The sequence below is a fragment of the Marinobacter alkaliphilus genome, assembly GCF_055394375.1.
On record NZ_AP043751.1, the window covers coordinates 56529 to 78601 of the forward strand.

At 55.1% G+C, this 22073-nt stretch carries 17 protein-coding genes, 2 tRNA genes and 3 rRNA genes; 1 reads left to right on the plus strand and 21 read right to left on the minus strand.

What is annotated here, in order from left to right:
• The 21 genes from ACZ5Q2_RS00285 to ACZ5Q2_RS00385 form a co-directional block, all read right to left on the minus strand.
• A complete protein-coding gene (locus ACZ5Q2_RS00285) occupies positions 1-756 on the minus strand; it encodes a cytochrome c1 (protein ID WP_058092413.1) in 756 nt (251 codons plus the stop codon).
• Positions 756-1988, minus strand: a complete 1233-nt coding sequence (locus ACZ5Q2_RS00290) for a cytochrome b (RefSeq protein WP_058092412.1) — start codon at positions 1986-1988, stop codon at positions 756-758. The genes ACZ5Q2_RS00285 and ACZ5Q2_RS00290 overlap by 1 nt, the downstream gene beginning before the upstream one ends.
• Complete coding sequence (petA, locus tag ACZ5Q2_RS00295) at positions 1988-2581, minus strand: ubiquinol-cytochrome c reductase iron-sulfur subunit (RefSeq protein ID WP_058092411.1); 594 nt, start codon at positions 2579-2581, stop codon at positions 1988-1990. Before petA ends, ACZ5Q2_RS00290 begins: the two co-directional genes overlap by 1 nt.
• Before the next feature lie 237 nt (positions 2582-2818).
• Positions 2819-3211, minus strand: coding sequence for a 30S ribosomal protein S9 (rpsI, locus tag ACZ5Q2_RS00300; protein WP_058092410.1), 393 nt, complete (start codon positions 3209-3211; stop codon positions 2819-2821).
• A gap of 12 nt (positions 3212-3223) precedes the next feature.
• On the minus strand, positions 3224-3652 hold the full coding sequence (rplM, locus tag ACZ5Q2_RS00305; RefSeq protein ID WP_022988664.1) for a 50S ribosomal protein L13: 429 nt from the start codon (positions 3650-3652) through the stop codon (positions 3224-3226).
• A gap of 219 nt (positions 3653-3871) precedes the next feature.
• Positions 3872-4639, minus strand: a complete 768-nt coding sequence (locus ACZ5Q2_RS00310) for a TatD family hydrolase (RefSeq protein WP_432210554.1) — start codon at positions 4637-4639, stop codon at positions 3872-3874.
• Between the two features lie 19 nt (positions 4640-4658).
• A complete protein-coding gene (gene prfC / locus ACZ5Q2_RS00315) occupies positions 4659-6239 on the minus strand; it encodes a peptide chain release factor 3 (RefSeq protein ID WP_432210553.1) in 1581 nt (526 codons plus the stop codon).
• Positions 6240-6300: 61 nt separating this feature from the next.
• Positions 6301-6780 (minus strand): ribosomal protein S18-alanine N-acetyltransferase, encoded by a 480-nt coding sequence (gene rimI, locus ACZ5Q2_RS00320; protein WP_432210552.1) that lies wholly within the window; start codon positions 6778-6780, stop codon positions 6301-6303.
• Entirely contained in the window at positions 6780-7589 is an 810-nt protein-coding gene (locus tag ACZ5Q2_RS00325; RefSeq protein ID WP_432210551.1) for a hypothetical protein, read from the minus strand. The genes rimI and ACZ5Q2_RS00325 overlap by 1 nt, the downstream gene beginning before the upstream one ends.
• 42 nt (positions 7590-7631) lie before the next feature.
• Positions 7632-9182 (minus strand): 2-isopropylmalate synthase, encoded by a 1551-nt coding sequence (locus tag ACZ5Q2_RS00330; protein WP_432210550.1) that lies wholly within the window; start codon positions 9180-9182, stop codon positions 7632-7634.
• A 114-nt stretch (positions 9183-9296) separates the two neighbouring features.
• Positions 9297-9410, minus strand: a 5S ribosomal RNA gene (gene rrf, locus ACZ5Q2_RS00335).
• Positions 9411-9516: 106 nt separating this feature from the next.
• A 23S ribosomal RNA gene (locus tag ACZ5Q2_RS00340) occupies positions 9517-12409 on the minus strand.
• A 344-nt stretch (positions 12410-12753) separates the two neighbouring features.
• Positions 12754-12829 (minus strand) — tRNA-Ala (locus ACZ5Q2_RS00345).
• Positions 12830-12953: 124 nt separating this feature from the next.
• Positions 12954-13030, minus strand: a tRNA-Ile gene (locus ACZ5Q2_RS00350).
• Between the two features lie 240 nt (positions 13031-13270).
• Positions 13271-14811, minus strand: a 16S ribosomal RNA gene (locus ACZ5Q2_RS00355).
• Together the 16S, 23S and 5S rRNA genes with 2 tRNA genes alongside form the textbook arrangement of a ribosomal RNA operon.
• 413 nt (positions 14812-15224) lie before the next feature.
• Positions 15225-15812 (minus strand): protein-methionine-sulfoxide reductase heme-binding subunit MsrQ, encoded by a 588-nt coding sequence (locus ACZ5Q2_RS00360; protein ID WP_374814545.1) that lies wholly within the window; start codon positions 15810-15812, stop codon positions 15225-15227.
• Between the two features lie 35 nt (positions 15813-15847).
• Positions 15848-16819 carry a protein-methionine-sulfoxide reductase catalytic subunit MsrP gene (msrP, locus tag ACZ5Q2_RS00365; RefSeq protein ID WP_061332341.1) on the minus strand — a complete coding sequence of 324 codons (972 nt, stop codon included), beginning with the start codon at positions 16817-16819 and terminating at the stop codon, positions 15848-15850.
• Positions 16820-16911: 92 nt separating this feature from the next.
• On the minus strand, positions 16912-17724 hold the full coding sequence (pssA, locus tag ACZ5Q2_RS00370) for a CDP-diacylglycerol--serine O-phosphatidyltransferase (protein ID WP_061332342.1): 813 nt from the start codon (positions 17722-17724) through the stop codon (positions 16912-16914).
• A 90-nt stretch (positions 17725-17814) separates the two neighbouring features.
• Positions 17815-18831, minus strand: a complete 1017-nt coding sequence (gene ilvC / locus ACZ5Q2_RS00375; RefSeq protein WP_061332343.1) for a ketol-acid reductoisomerase — start codon at positions 18829-18831, stop codon at positions 17815-17817.
• 63 nt (positions 18832-18894) lie between these two features.
• Positions 18895-19386, minus strand: coding sequence for an acetolactate synthase small subunit (ilvN, locus tag ACZ5Q2_RS00380; protein ID WP_061332344.1), 492 nt, complete (start codon positions 19384-19386; stop codon positions 18895-18897).
• A 2-nt stretch (positions 19387-19388) separates the two neighbouring features.
• Entirely contained in the window at positions 19389-21107 is a 1719-nt protein-coding gene (locus ACZ5Q2_RS00385; RefSeq protein ID WP_061332345.1) for an acetolactate synthase 3 large subunit, read from the minus strand.
• 473 nt (positions 21108-21580) lie between these two features.
• On the opposite strand from ACZ5Q2_RS00385, the gene ACZ5Q2_RS00390 reads away from it, so the two are divergent.
• Positions 21581-22060 (plus strand): DUF4124 domain-containing protein, encoded by a 480-nt coding sequence (locus ACZ5Q2_RS00390; protein WP_061332346.1) that lies wholly within the window; start codon positions 21581-21583, stop codon positions 22058-22060.
• Positions 22061-22073: the final 13 nt, after the last annotated feature.

Sequence of the window (22073 nt, forward strand, 5' to 3'; positions counted from 1 at the left end):
TTAATGTACGTCTTTCCAGTACTCGCGGTTAAGCAGGTACGCAAAGATGAAGAAGATCGCCACAAAGATCAGCACGAAAATCCCCAGACGCTCACGCTCAACCTTCACCGGATCACCCATGTAAGACATGAAGTTGGTCAGGTCCCACATGGCACGGTCAAAGTCTGCACCCGACATATTGCCTTCGATGGCATATTCCGGACAGACATCCGCGTTATTGATGTTACCACTAAGCGGCTCAACCGAGGCGCCGACACCAATCTTCGGCTCGACGGCACACAGACCCTGCATCTCGACCATCACATGGGGCATACCAACGTTGGCGAATACCACGTTGTTCACACCCAGTGGGCGAGTGTCATCCTGGTAGAAACCTCGCAGGTACGAGTACACCCAGGATTCACCACGCACACGCGTGACCAGAGTCAGGTCAGGTGGCGGAGCACCGAACCAGCCGGCAGCCATATCCTTACTCATGGAGATCTGCATCAACTCACCGATCTTGGCACCAGTGAAGATCAGGTTCTCCTCGTAGAGTTCCGCCGGAATCTCCAGGTCATCCGACACCCGCTTGTAACGGGCGTATTCCATGGAGTGGCAACCCATGCAGTAGTTGGTGAACAATGCCACGCCCCGCTGCAGTGATTCCTTGTTGGTGTGATCCGGCTTCATGGTGTCGAGAGGACCGCCGGGAGCAGCCGCCAGCCCGAGAGCCGGCAGGATTGCGATGAAAAGACCAAAAATCAGCTTTCTCATTATCCTGTCACCCTCTCTGGTACTGGCTTGGTTTTTTCCATGCGCGTGTAGAACGGCATGAGAATGAAGTACAGGAAGTACAGCACTGTCAGAATCTGGGCGACGATGGTACGACCCTCGGTGGCCGGAACGATACCCAGATAGCCCAGGACGATAAAGCTGACGACAAAGATGGCCAGCGCAACCTTACTCATCCAGCCCTTGTAGCGGATAGACCGCACCGGGCTCTTGTCGAGCCATGGCAGCACGAACAGGATGGCAATTGCTGCACCCATCACAACCACACCCCAGAACTTGGCATCGAGACCAAAGAGATCAACGGTTACCGCACGAAGCATTGCGTAGAACGGAGTGAAGTACCATACCGGTGCGATGTGTGCCGGCGTCTTCAGACTGTTCGCAGGTTCGAAGTTCGGCTTCTCCAGGAACAGGCCGCCCATCTCCGGGAAGTAAAACACAACGATGAAGAAGATGAAGAAGAAGACCGCCACACCCAACAGGTCATGTACGGTGTAGTACGGGTGGAACGGAATGCCGTCTTTGGGAATACCGTTTTCGTCCTTGTTCTTCTTGATATCAATACCGTCAGGGTTGTTAGAACCCACTTCGTGCAGCGCCAGAATGTGCAGCACCACCAGACCGAGCAGTACGATCGGCAATGCAACCACGTGCAGGGCAAAGAAGCGGTTCAGGGTAATACCGGAAATCAGGTAGTCACCACGAATCCACAGAGACAGGTCTTCACCAATTACCGGAATTGCACCGAACAGGTTAACGATAACCTGAGCACCCCAGTAAGACATCTGACCCCAGGGCAGCAGGTAGCCCATGAATGCCTCTGCCATCAGCACCAGGTAGATCAGCATGCCGAAGATCCAGATCAGCTCACGCGGCTTCTGGTACGAGCCGTACATCAGACCACGGAACATGTGCAGATAGACCACCACAAAGAACGCTGACGCGCCGGTGGAGTGCAGATAACGAAGCAGCCAGCCCCACTCGACATCACGCATGATGTACTCAACGGAAGCAAACGCACCTTCCGCAGACGGATTATAGCTCATGGTCAGCCAGATTCCGGTGACCAGCTGGTTCACCAACACCAGCATGGCAAGCGAACCGAAGAAGTACCACATATTGAAGTTCTTCGGAGCGTAATACTTACCTACATGCTTGTTCCAAGCATCGACAACCGGCAGACGCTCGTCTACCCAATTAAGCAGTTTGTTCATTACGCTGCCTCCGGATCAAGACCAATGGTCATGGTCGCATCGTCATCAAACCGGTACGGCGGAACCTCAAGGTTCAGCGGAGCCGGCTGATTGGAGAACACACGACCGGACAAGTCGAATCGGGAGCCATGGCACGGACAGAAAAGACCACCCAACCATTCACTACCCAAGTCAGCCGGCGCCACTTCCGGGCGATAGCTTGGCACGCACCCCAAGTGCGTGCAGATACCCACCAGGACAATAAACTCCGGCTTGATGGACCGCTGTGCGCCGGTGATGTAAGCCGGTTGCTGAGGGTCTTCGGACTCAGGATCTTTCATTCGCGGAGACAGCTTTTCAATGTTCTCAAGCATCTCGTCGGTGCGCCGGATAATCCACACCGGCTTACCCCGCCATTCGACGGTAATCTGTTGTCCAGGTTCGATCTTGTCGACAGTTACGGTTACCGGAGCACCGGCCGCTTCCGCTTTCGCACTGGGATTCCAGGACGCCACGAAAGGGACCGCTGCACCGACGACGCCGACACCACCCACCACGGACGTTGCACCGATCAAAAACCGGCGTCGACCTTGGTTCACGTCGCCATTACTCATTATGGTTTTCTCCCATCAGGCGAGGCACAGACGCGGAAAAACCGGCACTGCGCTTCGAAAAGGACTTCACAACCCAAAAATATAAGCGCTGAAATGGTAATGAAATTACCCCTCGCTTACAAGCCGGAAAGGCTCAACTGAGAGCCTATCCCTGCGTCAGATCAAAAATCTGGCGACCTTCAAGGCATAAAAAAACCCGACCATAGGATCGGGTTTTTCCATCGGCAATGGCGCCGATTAACGCTTGGAGTACTGCGGACGCTTACGCGCCTTGCGCAGACCAACCTTCTTACGCTCAACCTTACGGGCGTCACGGGTTACGTAACCCGCTTTACGCAGCGCAGGGCGCAGAGTTTCGTCGTATTCCATCAGCGCACGAGTCAGACCATGGCGAATTGCGCCAGCCTGGCCACTGATACCACCGCCCTTTACGGTGATGGTGATGTCGAATCGATCAGCAGACTCAGCAACAACCAGCGGCTGACGAACGATCATGCGAAGAGTTTCACGACCGAAGAAATCTTCGATGGTGCGACCGTTAATGGAGATGTTACCGCTACCCGGCTTGATAAAGACGCGAGCCGTGGATGATTTGCGGCGACCAGTACCGTAATTTTGTGCTACAGACATATTCGCCTTCCGTTAGATGTCGAGTTCTTTGGGCTGCTGGGCGGCATGAGCATGCTCAGCGCCTGCGTACACTTTCAGCTTCTTGAACATGGCGCGACCAAGCGGACCCTTCGGAAGCATACCTTTTACGGCCTTCTGAATGATTTGCTCGGGAGCCTTGTCAACCAGCTTCTCGAAGTTGATGGATTTGATTCCACCCGGAAAGCCGGTATGGCTGTAATACATCTTTGCCGATGCCTTTTTGCCGGTAACCTTCACCTGGCTGGCATTGATAACAATGATGTAGTCGCCAGTGTCCACGTGAGGGGTATACTCAGGCTTATGCTTGCCCCGCAGACGAAGGGCGATTTCGGTTGACAGACGACCCAGCGTCTTGCCGGCTGCGTCTACAACGTACCAGTCACGTTTTACTGTTTCTGGTTTCGCACTCAGAGTCTTCATTGATTCCGCCTTGAACGCTATATAAGAAACGTTAAAAACCACCACCGGTAAATGCAAGGCATCCGGAGGAGGTTCATACCTGTATGTTGACGTCGCCACCATTCGGGGCTGAGATAGTGACATCGCCTTGAAAAGCCAGGGCGCGAAGTATACTCGAAGCCACAAGGAAAGCCAACCCTGCCTCAAGGCGTTTCGTCAATCCCCTATTCTCCCCTGAACTCAGCGCCAACCGTATAGCCGTTGGACGTTGTCATACAGGGTTTCTGCGACTGCCTCGACCGGCCCGCCCCGAAGCTCCGCCAGCGCTTGCACAACATTCGGCAGGTAAACCGGGGAATTCTGCCCCTTGGCCACACCGACCGGCGACATGTCCGGCGCGTCGGTCTCAAGCACCAGCGCCTCCAGGGGCAACCGCGCAATGGCATCGCGGGTTTTACGGGCCCGTTCGCGGGTAATCACACCACCCACACCGATAAAACAGCCCAGATCTACCAGTTTCCTGGCTTGCTGGTAGCTGCCGGAAAACCCGTGAACCAGGGCCCTGCCGGACCACCCGGACGATCGCAGCAGGCCATGCACCTGATCATGGCTGCGCACCGAATGAATGACCAGAGGCAAGGCCAGCTTGGCTGCGATGTCGATCTGCGCCTGGAACCACGGCAATTGTGCAGCGAGATCGCCGTGAGGGGCATCAAGACCACACTCACCAAGCCCCACGCAGCCCTCGGGCCGGGCCGAAAGCCGAGCTTCCAGAGCCGCCAGGTCCTGCTCGCTGTGCTCGTCAACGAACCAGGGATGAATGCCAAGACAATACCAGAGACCGCGTGCCGGGGACGCCAGCGCCTCAACCCGATCCCAATCCACCCTGCGCACCCCCGGAACCACCAGCGCCTCCACACCCCGAGCCCTGGCCGTATCCAGAACCTGATCGCGAACCCCGTCAAATTCGGGGAAATCGAAATGACAATGGGCATCGACCAGCTGCATGGAACCCTCCGGTCGCTGGTTAGTGTTCCCGGGTTTTATGGAACTGGATATCAGGATAACGCTCCTGAGCCAGATTCAGGTTAACCATCGTTGGGGCAATATAGGCCAGGCGGTCACTGCCATCGAGCGCCAGGTTGTCCTGGTTCTTGCGCTGGAATTCATCCAGCTTGCGATCATCACTGCAACTCACCCAACGCGCTGTGGCGACGTTGATCGGCTCATAAACAGCCTCGACCTTGTATTCACTCTTGAGACGACTCACCACCACATCAAACTGCAGCACACCTACCGCACCCACGATCAGATCGTTGTTCTTCATCGGCCGGAACACCTGGACAGCACCCTCTTCCGAGAGCTGAATCAGGCCTTTCTGCAGCTGCTTGGCCTTGAGAGGATCCTTGAGCCGGATACGACGGAACAGCTCCGGTGCGAAGTTGGGAATGCCGGTAAACTTCATGTCGTCGCCTGCGGTGAAAGTATCACCCAACTGGATGGTGCCATGGTTATGCAGGCCGATGATATCCCCGGCATAAGCTTCTTCGGCATGCTCACGATCACCCGCCATGAATGTCAGGGCATCGGAGAACCTCACCTCTTTGCCAATCCGCACATGGCGCGCCTTCATACCCTGATTGTAGCGACCTGACACGATACGCAGGAACGCGACCCGGTCACGATGCTGTGGGTCCATGTTTGCCTGGATCTTGAATACAAAACCGGAAAAAGTATCTTCCGCCGGCTCAACCTTGCGCACATCCGTTTCGCGCCCCTGGGGCGCAGGCGCCCAGTCAACCAGGCCATCCAGCATATGGTCCACACCGAAGTTACCGAGTGCGGTACCAAAGAACACCGGGGTGAGTTGCCCGGCCAGGAATGCCTCATGATCAAACTCATGAGACGCACCCTTAACCAATTCAATTTCGTCACGCAGGTCAGCGGCATAGCCGCCAATCGCTTCATCGAGCTCGGGGTTATTCAGGCCTTTGACAACCCGCTTTTCCTGAATGGTGTGGCCCTGGCCAGTCTGATAGAGGATCACTTCATCCCGATACAAGTGGTAGACACCCTTGAAACTCTTGCCCATGCCAATCGGCCAGGTGATGGGGGCGCAGGCAATTTTTAGAACATCTTCCACTTCATCCATTAACTCGATCGGGTCCCGGGTGTCGCGATCCAGTTTGTTCATGAAGGTGATGATTGGCGTATCACGCAGGCGGGTCACTTCCATCAGCTTGATGGTGCGTTCCTCAACGCCCTTGGCACTGTCGATAACCATCAGGCACGAATCAACCGCCGTCAGGGTCCGATAGGTATCCTCAGAGAAGTCTTCGTGACCTGGGGTATCCAACAGGTTGACCAGCTTGCCACCATAAGGAAACTGCATCACTGAGGTGGTGACCGAGATACCCCGCTCCTTTTCCATTTCCATCCAGTCGGACTTTGCGTGCTGGCCGGACTTCTTGCCCTTGACCGTTCCGGCTTTCTGAAGCGCCTGACCGAAGAGCAGCACTTTCTCGGTAATGGTGGTTTTACCGGCATCCGGGTGCGAGATAATCGCAAAGGTGCGGCGCTTGGCCACTTCCTGGGATAGGTTAGACATAAACAACGGAAACCTGATTGGGTTGGGTGAAAAGCGGTCTATTATACGGGGTAGCGTGGGGTCAGGTGAACCGATAGACCAATACGCGGGCATCTTCTCGCCCAGTGGCATCCGGATAGTAGTCGGGCCTGCGGCCGATTTCCTCAAATCCCTCGCTGGCATACAACGCAGCCGCCGCTTCGTTGCTTTGCCGGACTTCCAGAATCATCTGTACCATTCCGTCCCGGATAGATTCAGCCACGGCGTAGCGCAACAAGTAACGGCCAGCTCCGTGACCCCGCAGGGCAGGATGCACGCAGACATTCAGCAGGTGAGCCTCATCAACCATATAGTTGACTACGGCATAACCGACCAACTCATCGCCTTGCACCAGCGCCCACAGTCGATATTGCGGTTTAAAACAGTCCTGGAACACAGACATCGGCCAAGGGTGAGAATACCCCAGGCATTCCAGTTCCATCACTCGGGGCAGATCGGATTCCACGAGGCTGCGAACCCTCAGGTCCTGATTCTGAACCTGGCGAAGGACCCGTGTCGACATTAACCCTTCGCGCCCAGGGAGCGAATCCTTTGCCATAACTCTCGTTTCAGTACCGGGTTACTGGCCAGGCCAGCAAGGGAGGCGTCAAACACCACTTCCGGTCTGCGACCCATAACGTCGGAAAGGATAGTAGGCACCGCACCGACCCCGGCGCCAAAGCCAAGCGCTATGACAGACTTGCCATTGGCAGGGACCAGCGATTGCCGCAACAAGCCCGTCAGATCTGCATCACTGTTGAGCGAAACCCTCACATTATTGAACAGTGGCCAGCGAATGACGTCTGACATGTCCAGGGTCTGCTCACCGAGGCTGCGAAGAATATTGCGAGCCAATGCATCCTGCATGCTGAAACTGGCTTCCTCGGAGAGATTGGCAAGCAAAATAACTCTATCTCCCACCCAGAACTGCAGACACAGCCGAGCGATATCTTGGATCGACGCAACCCTTGGGCTGGCCTCGGGCACGTTTTCACCCAACAGTTCTGCGGCCGGGTCTGGCTCGACGGAATCCACAACTCGCGACTCAACCTCGGCCACCGGCGCTGCTTTATCTGGCTTACCAGCGCCGGTCTCCATCAGATTCTTGAGTTGCGCCAGACGGTCTTTATTGCCGGGATCAGCGGCAGGGCGAGCGGGCACAGCACGCTTGGTTGCCGGCGCATCAACAACGACCGGGGCTGACTCGACTTCGGCAACACCGAAATCATACTCCGGGCTCGGCGCTGCGCCAGGCAGCGGTGCGCGGGCATACCACAGATGAATGCCAGCGGCCCCAAGATAGAATTGCCTTTCCGCCTCTGTTCGAATCACGTCATGCCTCTGACCGGGGACAAATGCCACATAACTTCACGATCAGACATCAGCCACCTGAGGGTGCTGACGAATACCGCCCCTCGCAATCAGGTTCAACGCCTCGATATAGGCCTTTGCTGATGCGATGATGATATCAGTATCAGAGCCAACGCCATTGACGATGCGCCCGCCACGCTCAAGGCGCACGGTCACTTCGCCCTGGGCATCGGTGCCACTGGTTATATTATTCACGGAATACAGCTGGAGATTACAGCCTGAATCAACCAGCGACTCAATTGCCTTGAACGTTGCATCCACCGGACCACTGCCCTCGGCCTCAACCGAGTGTTCTTTGCCATCCATGGTCAGGGTCAGATGAGCCTTGGGTACAACACCGGTTTCCGAGCAGACCTGCATGCAGACGAGACCATAACGCCCCTCCTCGTCTTTCTGACGCGTGTCGCTGGCTATGGCCTGGAGGTCTTCATCAAAAATTTCATGCTTCAGATCAGCCAGAGCCTTGAAACGGGTAAACGCCTCATTCAGCTCGGACTCGGTATCGAACTGAATGCCCAGCTCCAGTAACCGGGTACGGAAGGCGTTACGACCGGAATGCTTACCTAGAACAAGGCTGTTGGTATGCCAGCCCACGTCTTGCGCGCGCATGATCTCATAGGTTTCCCGATGTTTGAGAACACCGTCCTGATGAATACCGGATTCATGGGCAAAGGCATTGGCGCCGACAATCGCTTTGTTGGGCTGTACCGGAAAACCGGTGATGGTCGACACAAGCCGGGATGCCGGAACTATGTGCTGGGTATCGATTCGTGTATCAATATTGAAGAGATCCTGGCGGGTACGCACCGCCATTACGATTTCTTCCAGAGAAGCATTACCGGCACGCTCACCCAGACCGTTAATGGTGCACTCCACCTGGCGGGCACCACTGGTAACCGCCGCAAGAGAGTTAGCCACAGCCAGCCCCAAATCGTTGTGACAATGGACGGAAAAAATGGCTTTGTCAGCGTTGGGGATACGGTTCAACAGCTGCCGGATTGTTTCACCGAACTGCTCGGGGATCGCATAGCCGACAGTGTCTGGAATATTAATGGTTCGGGCACCGGCCTCAATCGCTGCCTCAATAATGCGGCAAAGGAAATCCAGCTCTGAACGACCGGCATCTTCACAGGAAAACTCAACGTCATCCGTATGGCTACGAGCACGCTTTACCGCCCGAACCGCCTGTTCCACCACCTCGTCTGGCTCCATCTGCAGCTTATGCTTCATATGAATCGGCGAGGTGGCAATAAAGGTATGGATGCGGCCGCTGGCCGCTGGGCGGATGGCCTCCGCCGCACGATCAATATCCTTGTCCAGAGCACGCGCAAGACTGCAGACCGTGGAGTCCTTGATGGTTTCAGCAATGGCTTTGACCGCATCGAAATCGCCCTGGCTGGCAATCGCGAAGCCGGCCTCTATCACATCCACGCGCAGCTTCTCGAGCACCTTGGCAATACGCAGCTTCTCGTTCTTGTTCATGGTGGCGCCAGGGCTCTGTTCGCCATCACGAAGAGTAGTGTCAAAAATGACAAGGTGATCAGTTGCGGCCATTGGAAGGCTCCCATCAAAACTTGATTCGGATAATGGTAGGGAGTATATCACTTCTCCCGAAGCACAAATAAAAAAGCCCCAACATCAAGGATGCTGGGGCTTTTGGTATTAAGAGCCTGACGATGACCTACTCTCACATGGGCGAACCACACTACCATCGGCGCTGGTCTGTTTCACTTCTGAGTTCGGGATGGGATCAGGTGGTTCCAGACCGCTATGGTCGTCAGGCAAAACGGATGATCACTGGGAAGGACGAGAAGGAACGTGATGTTGATTTCTATGGAGCGTGGCGTTTGCCCTGCTCTGCGTTATCCGCAATTGTCTTGGGTGTTATATAGTCAAGCCGCACGAGCAATTAGTACTGGTTAGCTCAACGCCTCACAGCGCTTACACACCCAGCCTATCAACGTCCTGGTCTTGAACGGCTCTTCAGGAGGCTCAAGGCCTCAGGGAGATCTCATCTTGGAAGGGGCTTCCCGCTTAGATGCTTTCAGCGGTTATCCTGTCCGAACATAGCTACCGGGCAATGCGTCTGGCGACACAACCCGAACACCAGAGGTTCGTCCACTCCGGTCCTCTCGTACTAGGAGCAGCTTTCCTCAAATCTCCAACGTCCACGGCAGATAGGGACCGAACTGTCTCACGACGTTCTAAACCCAGCTCGCGTACCACTTTAAATGGCGAACAGCCATACCCTTGGGACCGGCTTCAGCCCCAGGATGTGATGAGCCGACATCGAGGTGCCAAACACCGCCGTCGATGTGAACTCTTGGGCGGTATCAGCCTGTTATCCCCGGAGTACCTTTTATCCGTTGAGCGATGGCCCTTCCATACAGAACCACCGGATCACTATGACCTACTTTCGTACCTGCTCGACGTGTCTGTCTCGCAGTCAAGCGGGCTTGTGCCATTACACTAACCGCACGATGTCCGACCGTGCTTAGCCCACCTTTGTGCTCCTCCGTTACGCTTTGGGAGGAGACCGCCCCAGTCAAACTACCCACCACACAGTGTCCTCAACCCCGATAAGGGGCCAGAGTTAGAACCTCAAACATGCCAGGCTGGTATTTCAAGGTTGGCTCCACCGGAACTGGCGTCCCGGGTTCAAAGCCTCCCAGCTATCCTACACAAGCATGCTCAAAGTTCACTGTGAAGCTATAGTAAAGGTTCACGGGGTCTTTCCGTCTAGCCGCGGATACACCGCATCTTCACGGCGATTTCAATTTCACTGAGTCTCGGGTAGAGACAGCGCCCCCATCGTTACGCCATTCGTGCAGGTCGGAACTTACCCGACAAGGAATTTCGCTACCTTAGGACCGTTATAGTTACGGCCGCCGTTTACCGGGGCTTCGATCAAGAGCTTCGCACGAGTGCTAACCCCATCAATTAACCTTCCGGCACCGGGCAGGCGTCACACCCTATACGTCCACTTTCGTGTTTGCAGAGTGCTGTGTTTTTAATAAACAGTCGCAGGGGCCTGGTATCTTCGACCGGCTTCCGCTCCACCCGCAGGGGCTTCACGTACACACCGGCGTGCCTTCTCCCGAAGTTACGGCACCATTTTGCCTAGTTCCTTTACCCGAGTTCTCTCAAGCGCCTTGGTATTCTCTACCTGACCACCTGTGTCGGTTTGGGGTACGGTCTCGAATAGCCTGAAGCTTAGAAGATTTTCCTGGAAGCAGGGCATCAATGACTTCGCGCCCGTGGGCACTCGTCGTCGCGTCTCAGGATTGTGGACCCGGATTTGCCTAAGTCCACTCCCTACTCGCTTAAACCGGGACAACCGTCGCCCGGCTCACCTAGCCTTCTCCGTCTCTCCATCGCAGCTATCCAAGGTACGGGAATATTAACCCGTTTCCCATCGACTACACCTTTCGGTCTCGCCTTAGGGGCCGACTCACCCTGCGCCGATTAGCGTTGCGCAGGAACCCTTGGTCTTCCGGCGTGCGGGTTTTTCACCCGCATTGTCGTTACTCATGTCAGCATTCGCACTTCTGATACCTCCAGCATGCTTCTCAACACACCTTCGCAGGCTTACAGAACGCTCCCCTACCCCGCACACGTAAGTGTGCAGCCGCAGCTTCGGTGACCAGTTTGAGCCCCGTTACATCTTCCGCGCAGGCCGACTCGACTAGTGAGCTATTACGCTTTCTTTAAAGGATGGCTGCTTCTAAGCCAACCTCCTAGCTGTCTGAGCCTTCCCACATCGTTTCCCACTTAACTGGTACTTTGGGACCTTAGCTGGCGGTCTGGGTTGTTTCCCTCTTCACGACGGACGTTAGCACCCGCCGTGTGTCTCCCGGATAGTACTCACAGGTATTCGGAGTTTGCATCGGGTTGGTAAGTCGAGATGACCCCCTAGCCGAAACAGTGCTCTACCCCCTGTGGTATTCGTCCGAGGCGCTACCTAAATAGCTTTCGGGGAGAACCAGCTATCTCCGGGCTTGATTAGCCTTTCACTCCGATCCACAAGTCATCCCCTGGCTTTTCAACGACAGTGGGTTCGGTCCTCCAGTGCCTGTTACGGCACCTTCAACCTGCTCATGGATAGATCGCCCGGTTTCGGGTCTATGCCCAGCGACTAATTCGCCCTATTCAGACTCGGTTTCCCTACGGCTCCCCTAAACGGTTAACCTCGCCACTGAACATAAGTCGCTGACCCATTATACAAAAGGTACGCCGTCACAGAACAAGTCTGCTCCGACTGCTTGTACGCATACGGTTTCAGGGTCTATTTCACTCCCCTCACAGGGGTTCTTTTCGCCTTTCCCTCACGGTACTGGTTCACTATCGGTCAGTCAGGAGTATTTAGCCTTGGAGGATGGTCCCCCCATGTTCAGTCAACGTTTCTCGTGCGCCGACCTACTCGATTTCACTGGACTCAGGTTTCGGATACGGGGCTATCACCCACTATGGCGGCACTTTCCAGAGCCTTCTCCTACCAGTTGTCCAGCTTAAGGGCTGGTCCCCGTTCGCTCGCCGCTACTTAGGGAATCTCGGTTGATTTCTTTTCCTCGGGGTACTTAGATGTTTCAGTTCCCCCGGTTCGCCTCTTGCACCTATGGATTCAGTACAAGATACCGACCCGAAAGTCGGTGGGTTTCCCCATTCAGAGATGTCCGGATCACAGCTCGTTTGCCAGCTCCCCGAACCTTATCGCAGGCTTCCACGTCTTTCATCGCCTCTGACTGCCAAGGCATCCACCGTATGCGCTTAGTTGCTTGACTATATAACCCCAAGACAACTGATCACGATTCAGCATCCTTCACCAGGCAAGCCTGATACAGAACCCTGTTTCGAGACAGTCACTTGAAGCCATATAACAACCACTTCAACGACAACACCGGATAACGCTTGAAATCGCTATCACTTTGAACAGTTTCTCTCGGAGATAATGAGAGAAATCTATTCGTGTTCTATCTCGTCCAATTTGTTAAAGAGCAAATCTGACCCAGTGATCAGAAAGAAGGACTTCGCTTAACAACCGATGTCATTAAATCGAAATACTTGTTTCTGCACACTGCTAACCGGAGTTAGTCAGTTAGTTACGCATCGATCTTTTGGGCTTTTTTGGTGGAGCTGAGCGGGATCGAACCGCTGACCTCCTGCGTGCAAGGCAGGCGCTCTCCCAACTGAGCTACAGCCCCTCATCGAAACCACTCACCAAGCCGACCAGATGCCGTACTCGGAAAATCGTTCAGATCTAGGCGCTTTCAGGTGTAGCGTGCGAGTAGCACGTGAGCCTGGAAGCAACGACGAGCTGAGCGATTTTGGTGGGTCTGGGTGGACTTGAACCACCGACCTCACCCTTATCAGGGGTGCGCTCTAACCACCTGAGCTACAGACCCAATTATCACTGCATCTTGTGCCACCTGAGCTGCGTTGCAGCCTTCGTTCACTCGGTCACGTACTCATGTACGCTCCCTCGCTCTCTCAGCCTGCGCCTTGTCAGCTGTCACAATCTACAGCGCTAATGCCTGCTTCACTTTAACGTGACACAGTCATCGGGACTGCAAAGCCCCTTTTGCTCTCTTTATTAGCCAACCAAGTAATTCGTGTGGACTCTGACCGAAGCGTTCGGCTTCGTTTAAGGAGGTGATCCAGCCGCAGGTTCCCCTACGGCTACCTTGTTACGACTTCACCCCAGTCATGAACCACACCGTGGTAATCGTCCTCCCGAAGGTTAGACTAACTACTTCTGGTGCAATCCACTCCCATGGTGTGACGGGCGGTGTGTACAAGGCCCGGGAACGTATTCACCGCGACATTCTGATTCGCGATTACTAGCGATTCCGACTTCACGGAGTCGAGTTGCAGACTCCGATCCGGACTACGACGCGTTTTAAGGGATTGGCGCACTCTCGCGAGTTGGCAGCCCTCTGTACGCGCCATTGTAGCACGTGTGTAGCCCTGGCCGTAAGGGCCATGATGACCTGACGTCATCCCCACCTTCCTCCGGTTTGTCACCGGCAGTCTCCCTGGAGTTCTCAGCATTACCTGCTAGCAACCAGGGATAGGGGTTGCGCTCGTTACGGGACTTAACCCAACATCTCACGACACGAGCTGACGACGGCCATGCAGCACCTGTCTCAGAGTTCCCGAAGGCACCAATCCATCTCTGGAAAGTTCTCTGGATGTCAAGGCCAGGTAAGGTTCTTCGCGTTGCGTCGAATTAAACCACATGCTCCACCGCTTGTGCGGGCCCCCGTCAATTCATTTGAGTTTTAACCTTGCGGCCGTACTCCCCAGGCGGTCAACTTAGTGCGTTAGCTGCGCCACTAAGACTTCAAGAGTCCCAACGGCTAGTTGACATCGTTTACGGCGTGGACTACCAGGGTATCTAATCCTGTTTGCTCCCCACGCTTTCGCACCTCAGTGTCAGTGTTGGTCCAGGTAGCCGCCTTCGCCACTGGTGTTCCTTCCTATATCTACGCATTTCACCGCTACACAGGAAATTCCACTACCCTCTACCACACTCTAGTCAGACAGTTCGAAATGCCGTTCCCAGGTTAAGCCCGGGGCTTTCACATCTCGCTTACCTAACCACCTACGCGCGCTTTACGCCCAGTAATTCCGATTAACGCTTGCACCCTCCGTATTACCGCGGCTGCTGGCACGGAGTTAGCCGGTGCTTCTTCTGCGAGTAACGTCAATCCCTGAAGGTATTAACTTCAGAGCCTTCCTCCTCGCTGAAAGTGCTTTACAACCCGAAAGCCTTCTTCACACACGCGGCATGGCTGGATCAGGGTTGCCCCCATTGTCCAATATTCCCCACTGCTGCCTCCCGTAGGAGTTCGGGCCGTGTCTCAGTCCCGATGTGGCTGATCATCCTCTCAGACCAGCTACGGATCGTCGCCTTGGTAGGCCTTTACCCCACCAACTAGCTAATCCGACTTAGGCTCATCCAGTAGCGCAAGGTCCGAAGATCCCCTGCTTTCTCCCGTAGGACGTATGCGGTATTAATCCGGGTTTCCCCGGGCTATCCCCCACTACTGGGCAGATTCCTAAGCATTACTCACCCGTCCGCCGCTCGTCAGCGGGGTGCAAGCACCCCCTGTTACCGCTCGACTTGCATGTGTTAAGCCTGCCGCCAGCGTTCAATCTGAGCCATGATCAAACTCTTCAGTTTAAATCATACAAGAACCCGAAAGTTCTTAATTCTTGCTCAAGACAAAACTCAATTTCGACGAGTCACTGTCCTGATATTTCGTATCCGAAATACCTCGGCCAGCGCCCACACGAATTACTTGGTTAACTTTTTAAAGAGCGTTTGAGCTGTTGCTCAATCAAGGCCGCGTATTCTACATCGTTCCGCCGCCCTGTCAACCGTTTATTTCGAAGAATCTTCAGATCAAATTTTCGAATACTTTCAAACAGTTGCTTTCGTCTGGGAGGTTGCCGTCAGCGGCTTGTCCCTCAGAAGTGGTGCGCATTCTACAGGCGCCACGAAAACTGTCAACGCCCTTTTTCGAAAAACTTTCCCCTCATTCGGTTTCCACCTATGCCACTGGTCAATACGCCACCAAAATGCTTACTTTCCAATCAAGCTCTGGACTTTCGCAAGGGAACCAACGAAGAAACACCAAACCAGTATGCCCTGATAAACAGCAAAGCCAGAAGCAACAGCCCGTATACCACCATTTCGGTCACATCGCTCCTTGCCTGCCACAAAAAATGCAGCCAGGCGAAAATTGCCGACAGGTAGATCAAGCGGTGGACCGGTTTCCATCGACGCCCCATCCGCTTCATCATCGCTTTTGTTGACGTTAATGCGAGAGGAATCATCAGGAGGAAGGCGACTGCACCCAGGGCGATGTAGGGCCGGCGTGTGAAGGTCGCCCATAAATCGCCCCAACCGAGAATCAGCTGCAAGAACGCAAGTACATGCAACACTGCGTAAAAGAAGGCAAACAAACCCAGCATGCGCCGGTGGCGCAACCAACCGGGCCAGCCGGTCATTTTCTTCAAAGGCGTTATCAGAAGCGTCACAAGCAATAACTGAAAGGCCGCAATACCCAGCCGCTCTGTTATCTCCTGGCCAGGATCCGGCCCTATTCGGCCAAGCACAACATCGGTCACCAGCCATATCAGCGGCATCAAGGCGACGCAAAAGACGATAACTTTTGCCACAACGCTCGACACCATTCGTTCGGCTGCAGGCAACATCAGTAGAACTTGGCCAGGTCCATCCCTTTGTAGAGATGCGCAACCTGCTCTTTGTAACCATTAAACATTCGGGTTTCCATCCAATTCGGACGGAGCACACCTGAGGGTAAACGCCGCTCTCTCTTCTGACTCCAGCGCGGATGATCCACCTCAGGGTTTACGTTGGCATAGAATCCGTACTCACTTGGCGCAAGCAATTCCCAGGTCGTTTTAGGCTGCTCTTCCAGAAACCGAATCCGAACTATCGATTTAATACTCTTGAATCCGTACTTCCAGGGAACCACGAGGCGGATCGGAGCGCCATTCTGATTAGGCAGGGTTTCGCCATAAAGACCAATCGCCAGGAAAGAAAGCTCGTTCATTGCCTCATCCATACGTAGCCCCTCCCTGTACGGCCAATCTATGGTACTGAACAGGGAGCGCTGCCCTCGCATCTGTTTTGGGTCATGCAGGGTTTCGAAGTACACGTACTTCGCTCGCGAATTCGGCTCCAGGCGGCTTAATACTGTCGCTAACGGTACGCCAACCCAGGGAATCACCATAGACCAAGCCTCAACACAGCGGAGCCGGTAGATTCGCTCTTCATAGTCGTGGGGCTTCAGCAGATCTTCCAGGGCGTAACGACCTGGCCGGGCACACTCGCCATCAACCTCCACAGACCAGGGGTCCACAGACATCTCGTGGGCATACTTGGCAGGGTCGCCCTTGCCGGTGCCAAACTCATAGAAATTATTGTACTTGGCTACTGCATCAAAGGGCGTTTTCTTCTCGTCGGTCAAGTACTCCGGCGCTTCACGGAAGGTCAACGGTGTGGTTGTCGGGCTGTCACCTGCCCGCAAAAGGCCGGGCGCAGCGAGGGCTGCAGCAGAGGCAATAGCTCCGGTCATGAATTTACGTCGGTTCAGATAGACAGACCGGGGAGTGACTTCGGATTCGGGCAAAGACCAGGAAGGGCGCCGTTTGATGAGCATGGGCTGACTCCAGAGGAAGCGGTTTGAATAAGTGACCGTAGATTCCCGGAGAAATTCCCGCCCGGACTTCCCCGGGCGGGTGCACTATAGCGTCAGGCGCGTTTTGCCTTTTGTCTGAACAAGGCACGCACCGGACCAGACAGTGCGTAGATCAGGAATGCCGTAAACAATACGGTGGCTGGATCAAGAGCGATCACCACCAGAATCAGCACCACCAGCAGAATGGCCGCGAATGGCACCCGCCCCCGCATATCGAGATCCTTGAAACTGCGGTAAAGCACATTGCTGACCATCAACACACCGGCACCGCCAACCACAATGATGGACAGCAGAGTCAGCCAGGTAGCAGGCTCATACTGATGGAAACACCAAACCAGCCCGGCCACACACGCCGCCGCAGCGGGGCTGGGAAGCCCGACAAAATACTTTTTATCGACTGAGCCGATCTGGGTATTGAAGCGAGCAAGGCGCAGGGCCGCTCCAGCTACGTATATGAACGTGATAGCCCAGCCAACCTTGTCGAGGCCATTCAATGCCCAGAAGAAGGCGACCATTCCGGGAGCAACCCCGAAGGCAACCATGTCTGCCAGGCTGTCGTATTCCTCGCCGAACTTGCTTTGCGTATTGGTCATCCGAGCGACCCGGCCATCCAGACCATCGAGAATCATCGAGACAAAGATCGCAATAGCAGCGCTGTCAAAGACGCCATTGGCTGCCGAAACTATGGCATAGAACCCGGAGAACAAAGACGCCGTAGTCAGGGCGTTGGGCAACAGATAGATGCCTTTACGGCGTACTTTGGCACCTTCAATCACTTCTTCCTCAACAACCTCACCAGCCGCAATCTCCGGCTCAGGCGTGCTCTGAGGTTCAGGCTTGTCGACAGATTTCTTATCTTCAGTCATTCCATAAACTCCGGAAAGCATTTGGGCGGAGTATATACGAAAAACGCGGCCACTAGGGCCGCGCTTTCAAGCCGTACCGGAAATTCCGGATCAGTTCTTTTCTTTGTCCACGATCTTGTTCGCAGAGATCCACGGCATCATTGAGCGCAGCTTCTCGCCCACCGTCTCGATCTCGTGAGCCGCATTCTGGCGACGACGCGCGGTCATGGAGGGATAGTTCAGGGCACCTTCAGAGATGAACATCTTGGCATACTCGCCGCTCTGGATGCGCTTCAGTGCGTTACGCATGGCTTCACGGGACTGCTCGTTGATCACCTCAGGGCCGGTTACGTACTCACCGTACTCGGCATTGTTGGAGATGGAGTAGTTCATGTTGGCGATGCCACCTTCGTACATCAGGTCAACAATCAGCTTCAGCTCGTGCAGACACTCGAAGTAGGCCATTTCCGGAGCGTAGCCCGCTTCGGTCAGAGTTTCGAAGCCAGCTTTAACCAGCTCAACCGCGCCACCACACAGAACCGCCTGCTCACCGAACAGGTCGGTTTCGGTTTCGTCTTTGAAGGTGGTTTCGATGATACCGGTGCGGCCGCCGCCTACGCCGCTGGCGTAGGACAGAGCAACGTTCTTGGCGTTGCCGGAAGCGTCCTGGAAGATGGCGATCAGATCAGGAATACCACCGCCCTTGGTGAACTCGGTGCGCACCGTGTGGCCCGGTGCCTTCGGGGCAACCATGATCACGTCCAGATCTTTACGGGGAACGATCTGGTTGTAGTGGATCGCGAAGCCGTGAGCGAAGGCCAGGGTAGCGCCCTGCTTCAGGTTCGGCTCGATTTCCTCGCGGTACAGCTGGGCCTGGAACTCGTCCGGAGTCAGCACCATGACAACGTCGGCGGAAGCAACGGCAGAAGCCACGTCGCTGGTCTTCAGGCCGTAAGCTTCAGCCTTGGCGATGGAGGAAGAGCCGGCGCGCAGGCCAACCACTACGTCAACGCCAGAGTCTTTCAGGTTGCACGCGTGGGCGTGGCCCTGAGAACCGAAACCCAGAATGGCAACTTTCTTGCCCTGGATGATGGAAAGATCACAATCCTTATCGTAATAAACCTGCATGAGAAACCTCTGTTATATGTAATGACCCCGACGGGCCATGATGTTCAAATTTGCAAAACAGCCTCAGAGGCTGAGCACCTTTTCGCCACGGGCAATACCCGACACACCGGTACGCACCACTTCCAGAATTCCGGAGGTACCCACCGCCTGGATAAAGCCATCCAGCTTGTCGCTGTCACCCGCCAACTGCACGGTGTACACCGAACTGGTCACGTCCACGATCTGGCCGCGGAAGATATCCACCGTGCGCTTGATTTCCGCACGCTGGGAACCGGTCGCCTTGAGCTTGACCAGCATCAGCTCTCGCTCAATGTGGGAACCTTCAGTGAGGTCGACCAGCTTGACCACTTCAATCAGCTTGTTCAGCTGTTTGGTGATCTGTTCGATGACCTTATCAGAGCCGGTGGTGGTGACGGTCAGGCGGGACAAGGTTTCGTCTTCTGTCGGCGCAACGGTCAGGGTCTCGATGTTGTAGTTACGCTGCGAGAACAGGCCAACCACCCGAGACAGAGCGCCAGGTTCGTTTTCAAGCAAAACAGAAATGATTCGACGCATGATCACACCCTCTCCGTTTTGCTGAGCCACATGTCTTTCATGGAACCACGAGCAACCTGCATCGGGTACACATGCTCGAAGCGGTCAACGTAGATGTCCACAAACACCAGCTTGTCTTTCATCGCCAGAACTTCCTTGAGCTTGGGCTCAAGATCTTCCTTGCGCTCAATGCGAACACCCACATGACCATAGGCTTCCGCCAGCTTGATGAAATCGGGCAGTGACTCCATGTAGGATTCAGCGTGTCGGGACTCATAATTCATGTCCTGCCACTGCTTGACCATACCCAGTGCCTGGTTGTTCAGGTTGATGATCTTCACCGGCAGATTGTATTGCTTGCAGGTAGACAGTTCCTGAATGTTCATCTGGATACTACCCTCACCGGTGAAGCACAGCACTTCGTCATCCGGGTGAGTCAGCTTGATGCCCATGGCTGCCGGCAAGCCGAAGCCCATGGTGCCAAGGCCACCGGAGTTGATCCAGCGGTTGGGCTTGTCAAACTTGTAGTACTGGGCCGCGAACATCTGGTGCTGGCCAACATCACTGGTCACAAAGGCGTCGCCGTTGGTGAGCTTCCAGAGCATCTCAACCACTTCCTGCGGCTTGATGACGTCCGGGCTGGTCTCGTAACGCATCCCGTGGAATGCTCGCCACTCTTCAATCTGCTTCCACCAGGCCGCCAGCGCATCCGCATCCGGCTTGTCTTTGGACTCTTTGACCAGTGAGAGCATTTCTTTCAGAACCGCATCCACCGGGCCCACAATCGGCACATCGGCATCAATCGTTTTGGAAATAGACGCGGGGTCAATGTCGATATGGATGATGCGAGCGCCAGGGCAGAATTTCTCGGTGGCATTGGTTACCCGGTCATCAAAACGCGCACCGACGCAGAGAATCAGGTCTGAGTGGTGCATCGCCATGTTGGCTTCGTAGGTGCCGTGCATGCCCAGCCAGCCAAGGTGCTGTTTGTCAGTCGCGGGATAACAACCAATGCCCATCAGGGTATTGGTGATCGGGAATCCCAGTGTCTTGGTCAGCTCAGTCAACTGGCTGGAGGCCTTACCCAGAATCACCCCACCACCGGCGTAAATCATCGGGCGCTTGGCTGCCATCAGCATATCCACGGCTTTCTTGATCTGGCCTGCGTGGCCACGAACCGCCGGGTTATAGGAGCGCAGTTTCACTTTCTTGGGATAGGAATACTCATAGCGCTCGTTCGGGGTGGTCATATCCTTGGGGATATCCACCACCACCGGGCCTGGGCGGCCGGTCGCGGCAATGTAGTAAGCCTTGCGAATGACTTCGGGAATCTCTTCCGGATGGCGCACACTGAGGTTGTGCTTAACCACCGGGCGGGAAACACCCATCATATCGGTTTCCTGGAAAGCATCTTCACCAATCAGGGTGGATGCAACCTGGCCGCACAGAACCACCATGGGGATGGAATCCATAAAGGCGGTGGCAATGCCGGTAATAGTGTTGGTGGCTCCAGGACCCGAGGTCACCAGTACGGTACCTGGTTTTCCGGTTGCACGGGCGTAGCCGTCGGCCATGTGGACCGCCGCCTGCTCGTGTCGCACCAGAATATGCTTGACTTTGTCCTGCCTGAACAGCGCATCATAAATATGAAGGGCTGCACCACCCGGATAGCCGTATATGTATTCGATCCCTTCATCTTGCAGGGAGCGGATCAGCATATCGGCGCCAGACAATAACTCCACGATTTTCTACCCTCTTCTACGAGTGAATGAGCCGGGTTTCGCCCCGGTTGCCTGGATTTTCGGTTTCCCTGCTTCTTTTGAAAGCGGAACCGGCGTACTCCTCCACACCATTCAATAAGAGGTTGTCTCCTGGCCAGCCGCCCTCCTGAGGGTTGCGGAGAACGACCAATCAACGGGTTGCACGTAAGCAACAACCAGCGCCCGCCAGCGCGTGGCGAACTCAGTGTGGTGATTAACGGGGGATACTCGCTCGGGATTGCCTGCCGTATTGACCCCAGTCTTCAGGCAATCGGTAATTCTGACAGCGGGAAACTCACTGTCAATAGGCGCTGTGGCTTAATTGCGACCATTTTCCTCTACACTCTGCCATACTGACCGGATATAACGTGCAAGAGATTTGAACCAGGCAAGGGAAAATCCATCGTTTCGGTGGCATGATATCCCCAGGCAGTAGACAAGAAACGGGCAGAGACATGAATCGAAAAATCCTGATGCTGACACTTCTGATGGCGATGACACCGGGCCTTGTGGCCGGCGCTTCAGTGTATAAATGGACCGATGAGAACGGCGTAACCCACTTTGGCGACCGCCAGCCAACGGGCGCGAACTCGGAGCAGGTGAATGTCCGCTCCGGCACGACCAGCAGAAGCCAGTCAGGCCAGCGCCAGAGTGCCCAGGAACAGCTGGGAGAACTGCAGGAGCAGCAGCGCTCCCAGGAACAGCGCCGCCAGGAAACGGCGGTTGAGGAAGCGCGCCGCAAGCAGCGGGAAGCCAATTGCGCCACCGCCCGGTCTAATCTGGACGTGCTGAACAGCAACGCGCGAATCCGGGTTGAGGAGAACGGCGAGATGCGCTATCTGGCGCCGGACGAAATCGAAGAGCAACGTCGCCGGTTCCGGGAGATTATGGAAGAAAACTGCGGGCCGGAAGGCTCTGCACCGGCCCAACGCTAGCTTTCTCACCACA

Bases quoted from the DNA above. Each gene is read 5' to 3' on its own strand.
- pssA (WP_061332342.1), bottom strand. From the start codon at position 17,724: ATGACTGAAGATAAGAAATCTGTCGACAAGCCTGAACCTCAGAGCACG.
- rimI (WP_432210552.1), bottom strand. From the start codon at position 6,780: ATGTCGACACGGGTCCTTCGCCAGGTTCAGAATCAGGACCTGAGGGTT.
- ACZ5Q2_RS00285 (WP_058092413.1), bottom strand. From the start codon at position 756: ATGAGAAAGCTGATTTTTGGTCTTTTCATCGCAATCCTGCCGGCTCTC.
- ilvN (WP_061332344.1), bottom strand. From the start codon at position 19,386: ATGCGTCGAATCATTTCTGTTTTGCTTGAAAACGAACCTGGCGCTCTG.
- msrP (WP_061332341.1), bottom strand. From the start codon at position 16,819: ATGCTCATCAAACGGCGCCCTTCCTGGTCTTTGCCCGAATCCGAAGTC.
- ACZ5Q2_RS00330 (WP_432210550.1), bottom strand. From the start codon at position 9,182: ATGGCCGCAACTGATCACCTTGTCATTTTTGACACTACTCTTCGTGAT.
- ACZ5Q2_RS00310 (WP_432210554.1), bottom strand. From the start codon at position 4,639: ATGCAGCTGGTCGATGCCCATTGTCATTTCGATTTCCCCGAATTTGAC.
- ACZ5Q2_RS00390 (WP_061332346.1), top strand. From the start codon at position 21,581: ATGAATCGAAAAATCCTGATGCTGACACTTCTGATGGCGATGACACCG.
- rplM (WP_022988664.1), bottom strand. From the start codon at position 3,652: ATGAAGACTCTGAGTGCGAAACCAGAAACAGTAAAACGTGACTGGTAC.
- petA (WP_058092411.1), bottom strand. From the start codon at position 2,581: ATGAGTAATGGCGACGTGAACCAAGGTCGACGCCGGTTTTTGATCGGT.
- ACZ5Q2_RS00290 (WP_058092412.1), bottom strand. From the start codon at position 1,988: ATGAACAAACTGCTTAATTGGGTAGACGAGCGTCTGCCGGTTGTCGAT.
- prfC (WP_432210553.1), bottom strand. From the start codon at position 6,239: ATGTCTAACCTATCCCAGGAAGTGGCCAAGCGCCGCACCTTTGCGATT.
- rpsI (WP_058092410.1), bottom strand. From the start codon at position 3,211: ATGTCTGTAGCACAAAATTACGGTACTGGTCGCCGCAAATCATCCACG.
- ilvC (WP_061332343.1), bottom strand. From the start codon at position 18,831: ATGCAGGTTTATTACGATAAGGATTGTGATCTTTCCATCATCCAGGGC.